Raw genomic sequence first — 17,017 nt, forward strand, 5'->3', positions numbered from 1 at the left:
TAAGGACATCCCATGCTCAAGCGTCACCTGCCCATGGCCGGCCACACCCGCGGCAACCGCCTGCCCATCACCTGCGAGCTCAAGTGCGGCAGCGCCTGCTCGCATCCGATGCCGAACACCTCGGACAACAGGCACTTCCGGGACATCGCCAATGCCGCGATCTCCCGCCGCGCGGCCCTGGGCCTGGGCGGCGGCCTCGCGGCGGCCGTGGTCATCGGCGCGAACGCCCTGGACCACGCCCCGGCGGCCGTGGCGACCGGAACCAGCCGCGGGTCTGTCCCGCAGGGCGGCGGCAAGCTGCCGTTCACGGCCATCGCACCGGTGGAGCGCACCGTGGATGACATGACCGTGCCGGCCGGGTACGACTGGGCCGCCATCATCCGCTGGGGCGATCCGCTGTTCGACGACTCCCCGGAGTTCGACCTCGAGCGGCAGACCGGAGCCTCCCAGGCCAAGCAGTTCGGCTACAACTCGGACTACCTCGACGTCATCTCGGACGGCGGCAACGACCGGACGGGCTACCTGGTCAACAGCCACGAGTACACCAACGAGAACATCATGTTCTCCCCGGAGTACCTCACGTCCAACCCGAAGGACGTCATCGAGGCCGCCATCGAGGCCCATGGCCTGTCCATCGTGGACCTGAAGCGCTCCGGCAAGGGCCAGCCCTGGGAGTACGTGCGCGGCGGGCGCCGCAACCGCCGCATCACCGGCTCCACGCCGTTCACCGTGGACGGGCCGGCCGCCGGCTCCGAGTTGCTGAAGACCGCCGACGATCCCACCGGCACCAAGGTGCTCGGCACCCTGAACAACTGCGCCGGCGGCACCACCCCGTGGGGCACCATCCTGTCCGGCGAGGAGAACTTCAACCAGTACTTCATCGGCACCGGTGCCGAGGCCGAGCGCCGCATCGGGATCGCCCCCGGGCCCACGTCCCGCCGCTGGGACACCGTGGACCCGCGCTTCAACCTGAACAACGCCGGCTACGCCAACGAGGCCAACCGCTTCGGCTGGATCGTCGAGATCGACCCGGAGGACCCCACCTCCACCCCGGTCAAGCACACCGCCCTGGGCCGCTTCAAGCACGAGGCCGGCACCGCGGTCATCTCCCGGGACGGCCACGCCGTGGTCTACTCCGGTGACGACGAGCGCAACGACTACGCCTACAAGTTCGTCTCGCGGAGGAAGTACCGCAAGGGCGACAAGAAGCACAACATGACCCTGCTGTCCGAGGGCACCCTGTACGTGGCCCAGTTCCACGGCAACTCCCCGGACTCCGAGATCGACGGCTCCGGCGCCGTGCCCTCCGACGGCGACTTCGACGGCTGGGGCCGCTGGATCCCGCTGGTGAAGAACGACACCTCCCTGGTGAAGGGCTTCACCGTGGAGGAGGTGCTGGTCAACACCCGCCTGGCCGCGGACACCGTGGACGCCACCAAGATGGACCGCCCGGAGGACTTCGAGGCCAACCCGGTCACGGGCAAGGTCTACATGGCCCTGACCAACAACTCCGAGCGCAGCGTCGAGACCGTCGACGAGGCCAACCCGGTCCCGGGCAACCGCGACGGCCACGTCATCGAGATGGTCGAGCGCCGCGGGGACCACACCTCGGAGCGCTTCAATTGGAACATCCTGTTCCTGGCCGGCGACCCGGGCCAGGAGGGCAACCACGCCTACTTCGACGGGGTGCCGCTGGAGATGGTCTCCCCGATCTCCTGCCCGGACAACCTGGCCTTCGACTCCCAGGGCAACCTCTGGGTCTCCACCGACGGCCAGCCCGGCAAGATCGGCTACGCCGACGCCCTCCACAAGGTCACCCTCGAGGGCCGCGACCGCGGTCTCGTGGAGCAGTTCCTGGCCGTGCCGGCTGACGCGGAGACCTGCGGCCCGGTGATCCATGACCGGGACAACTCCGTGTTCGTGGCCGTGCAGCACCCGGGCGAGGGCGGCGAGTGGGGGGCCCACACCTCCTACTTCCCGGACTTCGTCCCGGACGGCCGGCTGGCCGGTGACAAGGTCGCCGTCCCGCGGCCCGCCGTGGTCCAGGTGTTCTCGACCGCCGGGAACAACGGACGCTGAGGACCCCGGAGACCCTTCCGGCTGATCACCGGCGCCCACCCGGTGATCAGCCGGAATCCGTAGGATGAGGGCCATGGAGCATTCACGGCGTGAGCCCACCGAGACCCGTCCCGTCCTGGCCCTGGATTCGATGCAGGTGGCCCGGACGGTGACGGAGGCGCTGGTCGAGGGCGGCCTGCGCGAGGCCGTGGTGGCCCCCGGCTCCCGCTCGGCACCGCTCGTCTACGCCCTCGCGGAGGCCGAGCGCGCCGGCCGGATCCGGCTCCACGTGCGGATCGACGAACGCTCGGCCGCCTTCACCGCGCTGGGACTGTCCCTGGCCTCGGGCCGGCCGGTCGGCGTGGTGACCACCTCCGGGACGGCCGTGGGCAACCTGCTGCCCGCGCTCATGGAGGCCGACCACGCCGCCGTCCAGCTCGTGGCGCTGACGGCGGACCGGCCGGAGGAGCTGCAGGGCACCGGCACCAACCAGACCACCCGGCAGGACGGGATCTTCCCCGAGCACCTGCGGTTCGCCACCACCCTCAGCGGGGACGTGCCCCTGGACGTGGACGCGGACCAGATGCCGGACTGGCTGGCGGCGGAGGCCGCCGAGGTCTCGGACACCGATCCCCGGGCCGCCGCCCTGGAGGCGCACACCGGACACCTGCGATCCGTGGTGTCCCGGGCCCTGCTGGCCGCCGGCGGCTTCGACACCGAGGACGTGGAGGGCTTCGGCGGGACGCCCGGCGTCGCCGTGCGCGAATCCGCGCCGGGGCCGGTCCACCTGAACCTCCGGTTCCGCGCGCCCCTGGTCCCCACCGGCCAGGGCCCCACCGGCTGGATCCCGTCCGGCGGGGAGGAGCTCATCACCGGTCCCGCCGGCCCGCTCACGGTGAACCCCATGGACCTCACCGAGCAGCTCGACCTGGACGTGGCCGAGCTGCCCGAATCCCGCACCGTGGTGGTGGCCGGCCACGGCTCCGGCCCACTGCCGGCCGCGTTCGCCGCCGCCCTCGGGCTGCCCCTGCTGGCCGAGCCGAGCTCGAACTCCCGCTTCGGCTTCAACGCGATCGGCGCCTACCCGTGGCTGCTCGGCTCCCGGGGAGGGCTCGGGGAGGACTCCCATCCGCTGGCCGGCCGGATCGAACAGGTCATCCTCTTCGGCCGCCCCACCCTCACCCGCCAGGTCTCCGCCCTGCTGGGGCGCGAGGACGTGGGCACCGCGTTCCACCAACCGGAGCCGGTGGCCTGGTTCGAGCCCGGCGCCCGCCGGGAGCGGCCCGTGGAGGACCTCGAGGAGCTGGCCGTGGTGGCCGGTCGCGGACCCACCGGCTGGCTGACGGACTGGCAGCGGGCCGGCGTCCGGGCCCAGGCGGCGGTGGACGACGCCCTGGCCACCCGCCACGACGCGGTCGGCCGTCCCGGGGCCCTGCGCACCAGCCAGCTCGTGGCCACCACCGTGCGCGGCCCGCTCGTGCTCGGTTCCTCCTCCGTCATCCGGGACGTGGACCTCTCCTGGCGTCCGCCGACGCACCCGGAGTCCGTGGTCTTCGCCAACCGCGGCCTGGCCGGGATCGACGGCACCGTCTCCACGGCCACCGGCATCGCCCTGGGTACGGGGCACCGCACGGTGTTGCTGTGTGGGGACCTGACCCTGCTGCATGACGCCGGCGGACTGCTGATCGGCCCGGGGGAGCAGGAGCCGGACCTGGACATCGTGGTGGTCAACGACTCCGGCGGGGCCATCTTCGCCGGGCTGGAGCACGGCCTCGTGGCACAGCGGGAGGGCATGGCCCCCGTGGTGGAGCGCTTCTTCGGCACCCCGCAGGACGTGGACGTGCGCTCGCTCTGTGCGGCCTACGGTGTGGACTGGCTCCCGGTGGAGTCCGAGGACGGGCTGCTGGCCGCCCTCGGCAGCCCGGTCCGGGGCCGCCGCGTGCTGGAGCTGCGCTCGGACCGCTCGGCCCGCCCCTCGGTTCGCGGCCACGTGGAGGCCGCGGTCCGCGCGACCTTCTGACCTCCCATCACGAGAGCGGCAACTGTCGATCCGCCCGGCGTGTCCCGACGACTGGCGCGGCCGTGATGGTCAGCGCAGGGGGTCGAACGGGGCGATCGCCGGGTCGATCCGGCCCGTGACGATCTGCTCGGCCAGCAGCTTGCCGGTGGCCGGCCCCAGCACGATGCCCCACATGCCGTGTCCGCCGGCCACGTAGACCCCGGGGGCCTCGGTCGCCCCCACGAGGGGGAGCCCGTCCGGGGTCACGGGCCGGGATCCCACCCACTCGTCCTGCCGGTCATCGAGGTCCATGCCGGTCATCAGCGAGCGGGCCTGGTTGACGATGGCCTCGATCCGGCGGGGCTGCAGCGGCTCGTCGGGTCCGCGGAACTCCATGGTCCCGGCGATCCGGAACCGACCCTGGTACGGCGTGCAGGCGATCCGCTGGGCCGGCAGGTAGACGGGGTGCCGGGCCGGCTCCTCGGTGGCCACGGAGAACGAGTAACCGCGCCCGGCCTGGACCCTGGTCTTCACACCCAGCCTGCGGACCAGCCCCGGCAGCCAGGCCCCGGTGGCCACCACCACCGAGTCCGCGCTGAGGCGCTCCCCGTCCGCCAGGGTGACCTCGGGACGGGCCCCGCCGGTCAGGCCAGTGACCGCGGTCCCGGTCCGCAGGGTCCCGCCGCGGTCCACGAAGGCGTCCGCGAGGGCCTGGACGAAGGGCCCGGGCTCGATGAAACGCTGCCCGCCCATCCGGTACACCACCTTCACCTGGTCCGAGAGCTGGGGGGCCACCGCGCGCGGGTCGTCCACCCGCTCGAGGGGGACGTCCTGGCCGTGCCGGACCACGCCCTGGACCTCCCGGAGGAACCCGGCGGACTGCCGCTCCTCGGTGAAGCCCACGATGAACGGTCCCTGGCGCGTCCAGGAGTCGATCCCCGCACCGGTCATTTCGTCGAAGCACTCCAACGCCATCCGGTCGATCGGCGTCAGCGCGGCCATCGTGCGCTCCCAGGCCCGGCGGGTCCCGTGCGCGGCGAACCGTGCCAGGAAGGACCACAGGCCCGGGTCCGCACGGAACGGCACGTGCAGCGCGGCATCGCGGTCCAGCAGGGCCGTCGGACCGTAGGTCCACAGGCTCGGGTCGGCCAGCGGGATGGTCTTGCCGGGCGAGAGCCAGCCGGCGTTGCCCCACGAGGACCCGGCGGCCACACCGGCACGGTCCACAACCGTGACCTGGACGCCGTGCTCCTGCAGGTGCCAGGCGGTGGCGAGCCCCACCATTCCCGCACCGATGACGATCGAACTGGACATGCTGGCCTCCTGGGGACGGTCCCGGACACGGGATGGTGTTCTTCCCCACAGGCTGACAGATTCCGCCTACCCTGAGGGGAGCATCTGAGGATTCCGCACGATCCGGCTGAGATTCGACGGATTCCGCCCCACGAAGCGCTGTTTGAGGGAAACGACCGAGAGGAGCGGCTCGCCCATGGCACCACGCGATGGCATCGACCGCCCGAGACTCGACGAGGTCGACGTGGCCATCCTCCGGCTCCTGGAGCGCAGCGGCCGGATGCCGTTCAGCGAGCTGGCCGCCCGGGTGGGCATCGCCGAGTCCACGTGCCACAAGCGGGTGCGGGCACTCGTGGCCTCGGGCGCGATCTCCGGTTTCCACGCAGCGGTGGATCCGGCCGTCCGGGGGCTCGGCCTGGAGGCGCTCATCGCCGTCCGGCTGCACGCGCACGCCCGGTCCGGCCTGCGCCGCTTCCAGCGGTACCTCGAGTCGCTGCCGGCCACGCAGCGGGTGTACTTCCTCGCCGGAGACCGCGACTTCCTGCTGCACGTCGCCGTGCGGGACGCAGCCGAGCTGCGCGCCCTGGTCTCGGACACCCTCAGCGTGCGCGAGGAGGTGGCCGCCACGAACACGAGCCTGATCTTCGAGCACGCCCCCGGCCGGCTGGCCGACTGACCCGAACCAGAGCCGGATCACGGCACCGCTACCTGTCGACTCCACCGGCGATTCTCGACCTGTACTGCGGCCGTGATCCGAGGGGAGGGGGGGCGGGCGCCGCCGTGCTAGGCCTGCAGCCCCAGGGCCTGCAGCATGGGGCGCATCTTGGCGTGGGTCTCGGCCAGCTCGGCCTCCGGGTCCGAGGCCGCCACGATCCCGCAGCCCGCGTACAGGCGCACCGTGTGCGGATCCTCCACCACGGCCCCGCGCAGCGCGATGCCGAACTCGCCGTTCCCGTTGCCGTCCAGCCACCCCACCGGGCCCGCGAAGAGCCCGCGGTCCAGCCCGTGCTCGGCCCTCTCCAGCTCAGCGATGAGCGCCGCCGCGGCCTCGCGCGGGGTCCCGCACACCGCGGCGGTGGGATGCAGCACCTCCGTGAGGGCCAGCGCCCCGGGGCCCGTGCGCCGAACCCCCTCCGCCCCCACGAGCCGCGCCGTGACGTCGGTGGCGAGGTGCCACACATTGGGCAGCTCCAGGACGAAGGGTGCGTCCGGGGCCTGCAGCGAGGTGGTGAACGGCTCCAGCCGCTCGGTCAGCGAGTCCACGGCCAGCCGGTGCTCGTGCCGCTGTTTGGGGTCCTCGGAGAGCAGCTGCCGGGCGTAGCCTGCCCCGGCGGTGCCGAGCGGGGCCCCGTCCCGGTCCAGGGTGCCGGCCAGCACCCGGGCCCGGGCGGTGTCCCCGTCCACCTTGACCAGCATCTCCGGCGTGGAGCCGATCAGGCCGTCCACGGCGTAGGTCCAGCAGTCCCGGTACCGCTCCGTCAGCGTGTGCAGCACCCGAGGGACGTCCACGGGATCCTCGGAACGGACCACGGCGTCGCGCGCGAGCACGAGCTTCGTCAGGTTCCCGGCCTCGATCTGGCGGACCCCACGCACGACGGCGGCCCGGTACCCCTCCTGGGAGAGCACCCCGTCGCTGAGCTCGAGACCTTCCCCCGCCGGTTCTCCGGGCACGGCAGGTTCCGCAGACCCCGCGGGCCCGGCCTCGGCGAGGAGCTCGGCCAGCCGCCGCTCGGCGTCCTGCCGGCTGGGGCGCCAACCGGTGGCGGCCCGCTCGGAGTAGCGCGGGGAGTCGAGGTCCACCTGCCAGGTCAGCCAGGACCGGCCGTGGGCCGAACCGAGGACGAACTCGGGGACCACCAGGACGGAGTCGACGGGGCTGTCGTCGGCGAAGGCGAACGCGGCGAAGGCGAGCGGGGAGCGCCGGGGCAGGCCGTCGTCGGGCACGGTGCTCCGGTGCGCGCCCTCCGACTCGGCGGCCTCGGCCGCCGTGGCCGCCATCCACCAGCGGCGGGCCGCCTCGAAGCGGCCGGACCCGGTGGTGGTGAAGCGGGCGGCGGTCCCCAGGCCGACCATGCCCTCGCCGCCGCGGATCCAGGTGCACTCCGAGCCCGTGGTCAACAGCTCGGTCAGTCCGGCGCCGCCGGGCAGGGGGGCGGCATACGTGCAGGACGCCAGCCGGGGGGCCGGCGCCGAGGATCCAGGGTTGTTCATGTCCCGTCCAGCGTACCGCCAGCGCCGGCGGGACACCGGCCACGCCCCGCTCTGGGACAAGCTCTGGGACAAGCTCTGGGACAATGGGCGGGTGGCCACTGAAACGACATCCCAAGTCCTCATCGCCGGGGGCGGCCCCGCCGGCGCCACCGCTGCCTGGCACCTCGCGAACGCCGGCGTGGCGGTCACCGTGCTGGAGAAGACGGCCTACCCGCGCGAGAAGGTCTGCGGCGACGGCCTGACCCCGCAGGCGGTGCGCGAGATGGACCTGATGGGGATCCCGCATGCCCCCGGGGACGGCTGGCAGCACATCAAGGGCTTGCGCCTGGTGGCCGAGGGCCGCGCGGTGGAGGTCCCCTGGCCGCAGACCGAGACCTGGCCGGACTACGCCCTCGTGCGCACCCGCGAGGACTTCGACGAGGTGCTGGCGGACCACGCCCGTGCCGCCGGGGCCACCATCCTGGAACGCCATGCCGTGACCACCGTGCTGCGGGCCGAGGACGGCACCGTGAACGGCCTGCGCGCCGAACTGATGGACGGGCGCGGCCGCAAGACCGGCGAGTTCCGGGACTTCCACGCCCCGATCGTCATCGCCGCGGACGGCAACTCCACCCGCACCGCGGTCTCCGCCGGACTCGCCAAGCGGGACGACCGGCCCATGGGCGTGGCCGTCCGCGCCTACTACGAGGTCCCGGACACCTCCCCGCGCCACGACCACGACTGGATGGAGTCCTGGCTCCAGCTGCCCGATGCCCGGGGCAACCTGCTGCCCGGCTACGGCTGGCTGTTCCCGCTGGGCGGCGGCACCGTCAACGTGGGGCTCGGCATCCTGGACACCTCCCCGCAGTTCGGCAAGCTCAACTACCGCTCCATCCTCAAGGACTGGTCCGGGGCGCTGACCGAGGGATGGGGCCTGTCCGAGGACACCCGCACCTCGAAGATCCTCAGCGCCGCCCTGCCGATGGGCTTCAACCGCACCCCACAGCACGTGCCGGGCATGCTGCTCGTCGGCGATTCCGCGGGCATGGTCTCGCCCTTCAACGGCGAGGGGATCTCCTTCGCCATGGAGTCGGCCCGGATGGCCGCGGACCTGGCGGTCACGGCACTGCGGCGCCCGACGGCGGCCGGCCGGGAGGCGGAGCTGTCCCGGTACCCGGTGCTCACCCAGGAGGCCTGGGGGTCCCACTTCGCGCTCGGCACCCGCTTCGCCGAGCTGATCGGCCACCCGGCCGTGCTGAAGGCCGCCCTGGCCACCGGCATGCGGGTCAGGCCCCTGTTCCGGTCCGTGGTCCAGGTGATGGCCAACCTCGTGGATGAGCGCGGCACGGCCCCGGTGGACCGGATCGTCCGGCTCCTGGAATCTGTGGTCCCCGCGGCGACCACCCAGGGACCGGCGGCAGTGCCCCGTCCCGATGCGCCGTCCCCGGCCAACGTTGGATAGTCTTGCTCAGGTGACTTCACCCGAGCCCGCATCCCGTGCCGACGCCGCTGACGGCGTGACGATCGGTGACCTCGCCCTGCCCCGCGGTTTCGAGAACCTGGCCGAGCACGGCGACCTGCTGGACGTGGTCACCACGGCCCTCGACGCGGTGGAGGACGAGCTGTCCGCCGCCGTGTCCAACGCGGACCAGCTGGCGGACCACACCTCCCGGCACCTGCTGGAAGCCGGCGGAAAGCGGATCCGCCCCCTGCTGACCATCCTCTCCTCCCTCGTGGGGGACCCGGGGGTCGGGACCGGGCAGGTCGGCGAGGTCCCGGCGGCGGTGCGCTCGGCCGCCGTCGTGATGGAGTTGACCCACCTGGCCACCCTGTACCACGACGACGTCATGGACGAGGCCCCCGTGCGGCGCGGCGCCCCGGCGGCCCACCAGGTGTGGGGCAACTCGATAGCGATCCTCGCCGGAGACCTGATCTTCGCGCGGGCCTCGCTGCTGATGGCCTCCCTGGGGCCCGAGGCCGTGGCCATCCAGGCCCGGACCTTCGAGCGGCTCGTGATGGGCCAGCTGTGGGAGACGGTGGGCCCCACCGAGCAGGACGACCCGCTGGAGCACTACCTGCGGGTGATCGGCGGCAAGACGGGCTCGCTCATCGCCGCGGCCGGACAGCTGGGAGCCCACTTCGGCGGCTGCGACGCGGCCACCGTGACACTGCTCGAGGACTACGGGGAGAAGGTCGGGACGGCCTTCCAGCTGGCCGACGACGTGATCGACCTGACGAGCTCATCCCACGCCTCCGGCAAGACGCCCGGCACGGACCTGAAGGAACGGGTTCCGACCCTGCCGGTGCTGCTGCTGCGGCAGGCGGCTGCCGGTGGGGATGACCCCTCCGCCCGCGCCGCGCTCGAGCTGGTGGACGGGCCCTTGGACACGGACGAGCAGCTGGCCGCGGCCGTGGCGGCCGTGTCCGCGCACCCGGTGATCGAGCAGGCCTGGGACATCACGCGCGGCTGGGCGGCGGATGCCGTCCGGGCGTTGCAGCCGCTGCCGGACTCCCCGGTCAAGGGCGCGCTCATGGCCTTCGCCGACTACGTGGTCGACCGCGAGTCCTGACGCTCGCCCCCTGACCCGCTGCAACCCTGACCCGCTGATGAGCACCGCGCACCCGCTGGCCGTCATCCCGGCGTCGATGGTGAGCGCCTCGGCCGTGCTGCTCTTCGCCGTCCAGTCCGAGGCGGTGGGCTATGTCCTGCTGGTGGCGGGCGTGCTCGCCGGGCTCTGGACGGACCGGCGCGGCCTCTCCCACCGGCTGGGCACCGACCTGTTCCTCATCGGCCTCGCCCTGGGCATCATCAGCCTGATCTCCCTGCACGCGGACATCTCACCGGCCGGGATGGCACGCTTCACGGTGGTCCTCGGGGCCGCGGTGGTGGTCCCGTATGCCCTCTCGCGCTGGGTCTACCGGGAGCACGCGGTGCGCTTCCCCTGGGCCGGTGGGCGGTGGAGCCGGCGGATGTGGGTGTACCTCGTCGTCGTGGTGGTGGCCGCCTACCTGATCCTGCCGTTCTACTTCCTCACCTCGGGCGTCTACCGCAACTGGCCCGCGGTCGCCGAGTGGCATGAGATCGCCCGCCTGTTCGTGGGCGTCAACGCGGTCGGCCTCTGGGACGAGCTGTTCTTCATGTGCACCGTCTACACGCTGCTGCTGCGGCACTTCCGGCCGGCGATCGCCAACGTGCTGCAGGCGGGGATCTTCGTCTCGTTCCTGTGGGAGCTCGGCTACCAGTCGTGGGGCCCGGCCCTGACGATCCCCTTCGCGCTGGTGCAGGGGGCGATCTTCTCCTGGACGAAGAACCTCTGGTACGTGGTGACGGTGCACCTGCTCTTCGACGCGGTGGTGTTCCTGGTGATCGTGCACGCCCACCACCCGGCGGCGCTGCCGATCTTCCCGTTGGTCCCGGTCCACTGACCGGAGCCCGGGGCCCGGGGCCTCAGGGCAGGCGCGTCGGGCCGGGATCGAGCACCGCGGCCAGCTCGCGGGCCTTGACCGCCCGGACCGCCGGGGCCACGGGGTGGCGCAGGTGCCGGTAGAGCTGGTCCTCGTGCCACCGCGGGAACACGTGCAGGTGGTAGTGCCAGACGTGCTGGTTGCCCGCGGGCTCATTGTGCTGGCGGGTGGAGATTCCGTCCGGGGACCAGGCCTGCTTCATGGCCAGCGCCACCTGGCGGGCCATCAGGCCGATCCGCTGCAGGACCCGGTCCGGGAGGTCGTACAGGGTCTCATAGTGCTCCGTGGGGGAGATCATGGCGTGGCCCTCGTGGTCGCCGAAGCCGTCCACGGCGATGAAGACCATCACGTCCTCATCCTGGTAGACGAGGTCCTCGAGCTCACAGCGGTTGTCCGGGGCGGAGACGTCACCGGCCACCAGGCCGCAGAAGGGGCACACGTACCCCTCCGGGGCGTGGGAGCCGTTCACTCCCCGGTGCCTCCGGTCTCCTCGGACGCATCGGGCTCCTCGAACGTCCAGTCCAGCAGGTCCGTGGTGAACTCGCTGAAGGTCCCGCCCTCGCACCGCCACACCCCGTGCTCCGCGTCCGCGCCCGTGGAGCGGCGCCAGACCAGGGGATCGGCCAGGTCGGCATCCTCGACGCGCAGCCCCCAGACGGTGGACTCCGCGGCGTCCTCGAGGAAGAGCAGGAAGCCGTCCAGGATCTCCAGCTCGTCGGCGTCCCAGAAGAAGTGGTCCGTCTCCAGCAGGTCCGGGCAATTGCCCAGGGCGAGGTGGAACTCGTAGAGGGCCAACGGCAGCGGCACCCGGCCGGTGCCGTTGAGGGAGGCCTCGGCGGCGGGGGAGGCGGCCAGCAGGGCATCCAGCTCGCCGGGCTCCATCCCGTCCTCCGCGACCCAGGGCGTCTCCAGGTGGGCGGGGACGAGCTTCTGGAAGATCGGCAGGAAGACGGAACCGGACGGTGCGGTGGGATCTGCAGGCATGGGCCCAGTCTAAGGTCTCGGGCTGCGCCGGGCGGCGCGCAGGGAGTCGGCCATCAGCACCACCAGGGCGCACCAGATGAGGATGAACCCGGCCCAGCGCCCGGTGCTCATGGCCTCGCCGAAGACCAGCAGGCCGAGCAGGAACTGGATGACCGGGTTGATGTACTGCAACAGCCCCAGCAGGGTCAGGGGCAGGCGGCTGGCCCCCGCCCCGAACAGGATCAGCGGTATCGCCGTCACCAGGCCGGACAGGGCCAGGATCCAGAAGTGACCGGGGCCTTCGGAGAACAGCGTCATCTGGTCCGTGGCCGCCAGCCAGCCCATCCCGGCCAGGCACACCGGGATCAGCAGGATGGTCTCGGCGCCCAGGGAGGCCACCGGGCTGACGGAGGTGGCCAGCCGGCTCTTGACGATGCCGTAGCCGCCGAAGCTCACGGCCAGCAGCACGGCCAGCCAGGGGAACGCCCCGTGGCCCACCACCATGACCACCACGGCCGCCACGGAGAGGACCACGGCCACCCACTGGGCCGGCCGCAGCCGCTCCCCGAACAGGAGGACCCCGGCCAGCACGGACACCAGCGGGTTGATGAAGTACCCCAGCGCGGCCTCGAGGGTCTGCCCCGAGAGCACGGCGTAGGTGTAGATGGCCCAGTTGCCGGTGATCAGGGTGGCGGCCAGGGCCGTGGCACCCAACCGCCGCGCGCCGCCCAGCTGCCGGCCGACGTCGTGCCAGCGCCGCAGGGCGAACAGCAACACCACGCAGGTGAGAAGCGTGAAGCCGATCCGGGCGAAGACCACCTCGAGGGCGGTGGCCGGGAGCGTGGCCGCCATGTAGAGCGGCAACCCGCCCCAGAAGAGGTAGGCGCCCGCCCCGAAGGCCAGGCCCGCGCCGGTGACGGGGCGCTGCGTCACTCCGCGGGGCCGGCGGTGTGGTCCGGCTCGCCGAAGAAGGACTGCACGGTCATGACGGGCTTGCCCGTCTGCAGCAGCTGGCCGCGGCCTGCGGGCATCTTCCGGGCCTTGACCCCGTTGATGAGGATGCCCTCGCGCTTGTCACCCGACATGATCATCGCCGAGGTGCCGTTGTCCCGCAGGGTGGAGAAGAACGTCTCGTACATGCCGCGGGAGGCGCCGCGCACCCGCCGGGTCAGCACGAAGTTGATGCGCAGCTCGGCGGCCATCGGGATGAACGGCACGAAGGCCCCCAGCGGTGACTGGCCGCCGCCCACCGTCAGCACGTCGTAGTCGTCGATCAGGGCCACGATCCGGGTCTGACGCTGGACCGTGTCCTGGTCCTCCTTCGGGTCCTGGCGCTTGCGGAGCTCGTTGACGACCGCGCCGGTCAGGGTCTTGGCCACCTCCGCGTTGGTGGCATAGCCGCCCAGGTAGTCGTCGGGGACGAAGTCGCCCAGGCCTCGGCGGGGATCGAAGACCACGAACATCAGCTCGTTGTCCTCGTGGTTCGCGGTGAAGCGGTGGACCACCTGGCGCAGGATGGTGGTCTTGCCGGACTCCTCGTCCCCCATGACGATGAGGTTCCGGTCGCCCCGCTCCAGGTCCAGGTGCTGCACGCCGAGGTCCAGTTCGCGCAGGCCCAGCGGGAACAGCCCCTTCTTCTCGGGAGAGGCCGCCGTGGAGGCCTCCACGATCGAGGGCAGCACGCGGACCTTCATGGCGGAACCGGTGGAGAACCGGCCCACCTGCTCCACGAGGTCCTTCAGCCCCTCGGTGGCCGACTCCTTCTCGGCCTGCCCGTCGATCCGCGGCAGGGCCAGGTGACCCTGCAGCTTCAGCGGCATCAGGCCGCGCCCGGGAGCCTCGGGATTGACGTTGGCCGCCAGCTTGCGGTCGATGCCCGAGTCGCCGGCCTCAGCCAACGCCAGCTCGATGCGGTGCGTGAAGTAGGTCTGGTGGGTGGCCCGGATCTCGGTGTTCCGGTTGACCGAGGAGATGATGTGGATGCCGTAGCCGGCGCCGCGGGTCATGATCGTGACGATCTTGGGCAGCAGGTCGTCGAACTCCTCCTGGAACTGGCCGTGGCCGTCCACCACGAGGAAGATGTCCGCGCTGGGCAGCTCGGGGATCTGGCCGGCGGCGTGCATCCGGCGCATGGTGGCCAGCGAGTCGATGGCATGCCTCTCGAAGACCCGTTCCCGGTGGGCCAGCATCCCCAGGATCTCGTCCACGGTGCGCGAGATGACCTCCGTGTTGGTGCGGATCGCCACGCCGCCCACGTGGGGCAGGTCGGCCAGCGGCAGCATGCCCGAGCCGAGCAGGTCGATGCAGTAGATGCCGACCTGCGCCGGCGAGTGCGTCAGCGCCAGGGAGGCCACCAGGGTCCGCAACGCGGTCGACTTCCCTGACTGGGGGCCGCCATGGATGATCATGTTGCCCGAACCCGTGGTGAAGTCGACCTCCCACAGCCCCTGCCACTGCCGGGCCGGATCGTCCAGCAGGCCGATCGGCACGGTGAGGTTGCCCCCTTCGGGCAGCCGGAGGCCCCCCTCGGTGTTCTTCGGCTCGCCGACCACCTGGTCCAGGGTGGTCTCCAGGGGCAGCGGGGGCAGCCAGATCGGCTTCACCGCAGGGGGATAGGTGCGCAGGGTGTCCATCATGGTGGACATCACCGTGGGGCCGGTGGTCCGGCGGGCGGGGCCGTCCTTCTTCGGGGCCGACGGTCCGGCCTCGATCGACGGCGGGGCGGCCGCCTCCTCCTCCAGGACCAGGGAGTAGTCCGTGGACCGCAGGACGGGTGGGATCTCGTCGTCCTGCGGCTCCTCCTCCTCCTCGAACAGCTCGTCCTCGAGGGGGCCGGAGACATAGCCGGACTTGAACCGGGAGTAGACCGTGGTGTCCACCTTCAGGTAGCCGTAGCCGGGCAGCGGCGGCAGGTGGAAGGCGTCCGGGGTGTCCAGCACGGTGCGGGACTCGGACTCGGAGAGGGTGCGGAGGCCGATCCGGTAGGACAGGTAGGTCTCCAGGCCGCGCAGCTTGCCGGATTCCACGCGCTGGGAGCTCAGCAGCAGGTGCACCCCGATGGACCGGCCGATGCGGCCGATGGACAGGAACAGGTCGATGAAGTCCGGGCGCGCGGTCAGCAGCTCGCCGAACTCGTCGATGATGACCACGAGATGGGGGAGGGGCTCGACGTCCCGGCCCTTGGACCGCTCCTCGTCGCGGTGGATCTGGTAGTCGGTGATGTTGGCGATGTTCCCGGCCGCCTTGAGGACCTCCTGCCGGCGCAGGATCTCACCGTTCAGCGAGGCGTAGACGCGTTCGATCAACGTCAGGTCGTCGGAGAGGTTGGTGATGATGCCGGTGACGTGGGGTGCGCCCTCGAAGGGGGCGAAGGTCGCGCCGCCCTTGAAGTCGACCAGCACCATGGCCAGGGAGTCCGGGGAATGGGTGGTCAGCAGGCCGAACACGAGGGAACGCAGCATCTCGGACTTGCCGGAGCCCGTGGCCCCCACGCAGAGCCCGTGGGGTCCCATGCCGAGCTGGGCGGCCTCCTTGAGGTCCAGCTGCACCGGCTTGCCCTTGTCATCCGGCCCGAGCGGGACCCGGAGGAAGTCGGCCTGGGAGCGGGGCCGCCAATTGCGCTCGACGTCGGCCCGGTCCAGTTCCGGGGACAGGTTCAGCATCTGCAGGAAGGAGGTGGAGGAGGCGGCCTCCGCACCCGTGTGCTCCAGGGAGTCCAGGGAGAGGCGCAACGGCGCGAGCTCGGACACCAGTCCCGCGGCCGTGCTGGTGTCGATCGGGTCCAGCACGCCCTCGGTGCGGACCGGGTTGCCCTGGTCCCGGGTGCGGTCCTCCAGCAGGAAGCGCGGACGCCGGTCGGAGTGCTCAGCACGCTCGGCACGCTCGGCACGCCCACGAACCCCGCCGTGGCCCGGGGCCTCGGTGAGGGTGAGGCGGTAGTTCACCTCGGAGGGCTCGTGGAGCCGGTCCGCGCAGAGGTGGATGGCGGTGATGGCACGGGCCTGGAGGCCGAAATGCGAGTCGCCGAAGGACAGATCCGTGGCGGACTGCCCGTACCGGTCCACGATCACGATGAGCCGGGACAACAGGGCCGGGCCCTTCGTCATCTCATCGCCGTACTTGTTGTGCTCGCCGGCGACCTTGGACCGGTACCTCAGGTCCGTCTCCAGCAGCTCCAGCAGCGCCTCGTGGTCCGGGGCGATCAACTTGACCGGGCCGGAGAAGTGCTTGTGCGAATTGTCATCCAGGTGGGGCAGGAGCTCGAGCCAGTCCCAGTCCTCCCGGGTGGCGCGCGGGCTGATGAGGGCCACGCGCAGGTCCTCGGGGGACTGCAGGGCGGCGGCTCCGGTCACGAGGGACCGTACCGTCTGCAGCCCCAGGTCCCGGGGGCCGACCAGGGAGATGTTCCCGGCCGAGTCCAGGGGGACGTTCACGGGCATGTCCGGGGCCTTCTCGAAGCGGTTCTTGAGGGACTCGGCCTCGCGGAGCATGAACTCGTCCTGGAGGGCGGTGGCGGTCTCCGTCAGCGAGATGTCGATGTCCCGGGTGGGGCGTTGGCCGGAGCCCACGCGGGTCCGCAGGAAGTCGTCGTGGTACCGCCGGCGTTCCCAGAGGCGGGCCGGGTCCCGGATGATGTCGAACAGCGCCGTGGCCGGCGGGGAGGAGGCCCGGGCCGCCAGCTGGGCCTGCTGCTCGTCGTCCCGCAGCTTCACCCGGGTCCGTTCGAGGTAGCGGGCATAGGTGTCCCGCAGGGTCTTGCGCAGGCGCCCCGCCTTGCCCCGTTGGGAGAACATCATGATGACGCCCACGATCAGCGAGAGCACCATGGCGATGGCCCCGACGGCCGCGAAGGGGCTCTGGCGGAAGGTCATCATGACCATCATGGAGCCGCCGGCGGCGACCATCGGCAACAGCCGCAGGAAGCCGCCGGCGCCCTGGCCCTCCGCCATGGCGGGGTCCAGGGGCTGCGGTCCCTCGATCCGGAAGGGTGTGTACGGCCGGGCCGGAGCCGAGGTGCGGGCCGGCCGGTGGATGATCTTCTGGGTCACC

12 protein-coding genes are annotated in these 17,017 nt (G+C 71.9%); 6 read left to right on the forward strand and 6 right to left on the reverse strand.

The window, feature by feature from the left end; genetic code table 11:
- Nucleotides 1–12 precede the first annotated feature (12 nt).
- The gene (locus AB0K08_RS03550; RefSeq protein WP_363351691.1) at nt 13–2,079 is read left to right on the forward strand and encodes a PhoX family phosphatase; all 2,067 of its coding nucleotides are present in this window, start codon (nt 13–15) and stop codon (nt 2,077–2,079) included.
- Between the two features lie 130 nt (nt 2,080–2,209).
- Nucleotides 2,210–4,078 carry a thiamine pyrophosphate-binding protein gene (locus tag AB0K08_RS03555; protein WP_363351871.1) on the forward strand — a complete coding sequence of 623 codons (1,869 nt, stop codon included), beginning with the start codon at nt 2,210–2,212 and terminating at the stop codon, nt 4,076–4,078.
- 69 nt (nt 4,079–4,147) lie between these two features.
- Here AB0K08_RS03555 and AB0K08_RS03560 read toward each other — a convergent pair whose 3' ends face one another.
- Nucleotides 4,148–5,371 (reverse strand): FAD-dependent oxidoreductase, encoded by a 1,224-nt coding sequence (locus AB0K08_RS03560; protein WP_363351693.1) that lies wholly within the window; start codon nt 5,369–5,371, stop codon nt 4,148–4,150.
- A 175-nt stretch (nt 5,372–5,546) separates the two neighbouring features.
- Between AB0K08_RS03560 and AB0K08_RS03565 the strand changes: the two genes are divergently transcribed.
- Nucleotides 5,547–6,026 carry an Lrp/AsnC family transcriptional regulator gene (locus AB0K08_RS03565; RefSeq protein WP_363351695.1) on the forward strand — a complete coding sequence of 160 codons (480 nt, stop codon included), beginning with the start codon at nt 5,547–5,549 and terminating at the stop codon, nt 6,024–6,026.
- A 107-nt stretch (nt 6,027–6,133) separates the two neighbouring features.
- On the opposite strand, the gene AB0K08_RS03570 is transcribed toward AB0K08_RS03565, so the two are convergent.
- A complete protein-coding gene (locus tag AB0K08_RS03570) occupies nt 6,134–7,561 on the reverse strand; it encodes an isochorismate synthase (RefSeq protein ID WP_363351697.1) in 1,428 nt (475 codons plus the stop codon).
- On the opposite strand from AB0K08_RS03570, the gene AB0K08_RS03575 reads away from it, so the two are divergent.
- The 3 genes from AB0K08_RS03575 (at nt 7,560) to AB0K08_RS03585 (ending at nt 10,966) form a co-directional block, all read left to right on the forward strand.
- Nucleotides 7,560–9,002 (forward strand): geranylgeranyl reductase family protein, encoded by a 1,443-nt coding sequence (locus AB0K08_RS03575; protein WP_363351699.1) that lies wholly within the window; start codon nt 7,560–7,562, stop codon nt 9,000–9,002. The genes AB0K08_RS03570 and AB0K08_RS03575 overlap by 2 nt on opposite strands.
- 97 nt (nt 9,003–9,099) lie before the next feature.
- Nucleotides 9,100–10,110 carry a polyprenyl synthetase family protein gene (locus AB0K08_RS03580; protein ID WP_363351873.1) on the forward strand — a complete coding sequence of 337 codons (1,011 nt, stop codon included), beginning with the start codon at nt 9,100–9,102 and terminating at the stop codon, nt 10,108–10,110.
- Between the two features lie 37 nt (nt 10,111–10,147).
- On the forward strand, nt 10,148–10,966 hold the full coding sequence (locus AB0K08_RS03585; protein ID WP_363351701.1) for a CPBP family intramembrane glutamic endopeptidase: 819 nt from the start codon (nt 10,148–10,150) through the stop codon (nt 10,964–10,966).
- A 22-nt stretch (nt 10,967–10,988) separates the two neighbouring features.
- On the opposite strand, the gene AB0K08_RS03590 is transcribed toward AB0K08_RS03585, so the two are convergent.
- The 4 genes from AB0K08_RS03590 to eccCa are packed head-to-tail and all read right to left on the reverse strand — an operon-like array spanning nt 10,989 to nt 17,016.
- A complete protein-coding gene (locus AB0K08_RS03590; RefSeq protein WP_363351703.1) occupies nt 10,989–11,474 on the reverse strand; it encodes an HIT domain-containing protein in 486 nt (161 codons plus the stop codon).
- Nucleotides 11,471–11,989 carry a hypothetical protein gene (locus AB0K08_RS03595; protein ID WP_363351705.1) on the reverse strand — a complete coding sequence of 173 codons (519 nt, stop codon included), beginning with the start codon at nt 11,987–11,989 and terminating at the stop codon, nt 11,471–11,473. The genes AB0K08_RS03590 and AB0K08_RS03595 overlap by 4 nt, the downstream gene beginning before the upstream one ends.
- 9 nt (nt 11,990–11,998) lie before the next feature.
- Nucleotides 11,999–12,901, reverse strand: a complete 903-nt coding sequence (rarD, locus tag AB0K08_RS03600) for an EamA family transporter RarD (RefSeq protein ID WP_363351708.1) — start codon at nt 12,899–12,901, stop codon at nt 11,999–12,001.
- Nucleotides 12,898–17,016, reverse strand: a complete 4,119-nt coding sequence (gene eccCa, locus AB0K08_RS03605; RefSeq protein WP_363351710.1) for a type VII secretion protein EccCa — start codon at nt 17,014–17,016, stop codon at nt 12,898–12,900. The genes rarD and eccCa overlap by 4 nt, the downstream gene beginning before the upstream one ends.
- Nucleotide 17,017: the final 1 nt, after the last annotated feature.

It is taken from the genome of Citricoccus sp. NPDC055426, from assembly GCF_040677445.1.
Lineage (GTDB): Bacteria > Actinomycetota > Actinomycetes > Actinomycetales > Micrococcaceae > Citricoccus.

What these genes read in the sequence shown, in the direction of transcription:
- AB0K08_RS03550 (WP_363351691.1), top strand. Translation starts at nt 13, where the DNA reads ATGCTCAAGCGTCACCTGCCCATGGCCGGCCACACCCGCGGCAACCGC.
- AB0K08_RS03555 (WP_363351871.1), top strand. Translation starts at nt 2,210, where the DNA reads ATGCAGGTGGCCCGGACGGTGACGGAGGCGCTGGTCGAGGGCGGCCTG.
- AB0K08_RS03560 (WP_363351693.1), bottom strand. Translation starts at nt 5,371, where the DNA reads ATGTCCAGTTCGATCGTCATCGGTGCGGGAATGGTGGGGCTCGCCACC.
- AB0K08_RS03565 (WP_363351695.1), top strand. Translation starts at nt 5,547, where the DNA reads ATGGCACCACGCGATGGCATCGACCGCCCGAGACTCGACGAGGTCGAC.
- AB0K08_RS03575 (WP_363351699.1), top strand. Translation starts at nt 7,560, where the DNA reads ATGTCCCGTCCAGCGTACCGCCAGCGCCGGCGGGACACCGGCCACGCC.
- AB0K08_RS03570 (WP_363351697.1), bottom strand. Translation starts at nt 7,561, where the DNA reads ATGAACAACCCTGGATCCTCGGCGCCGGCCCCCCGGCTGGCGTCCTGC.
- AB0K08_RS03585 (WP_363351701.1), top strand. Translation starts at nt 10,148, where the DNA reads ATGAGCACCGCGCACCCGCTGGCCGTCATCCCGGCGTCGATGGTGAGC.
- AB0K08_RS03595 (WP_363351705.1), bottom strand. Translation starts at nt 11,989, where the DNA reads ATGCCTGCAGATCCCACCGCACCGTCCGGTTCCGTCTTCCTGCCGATC.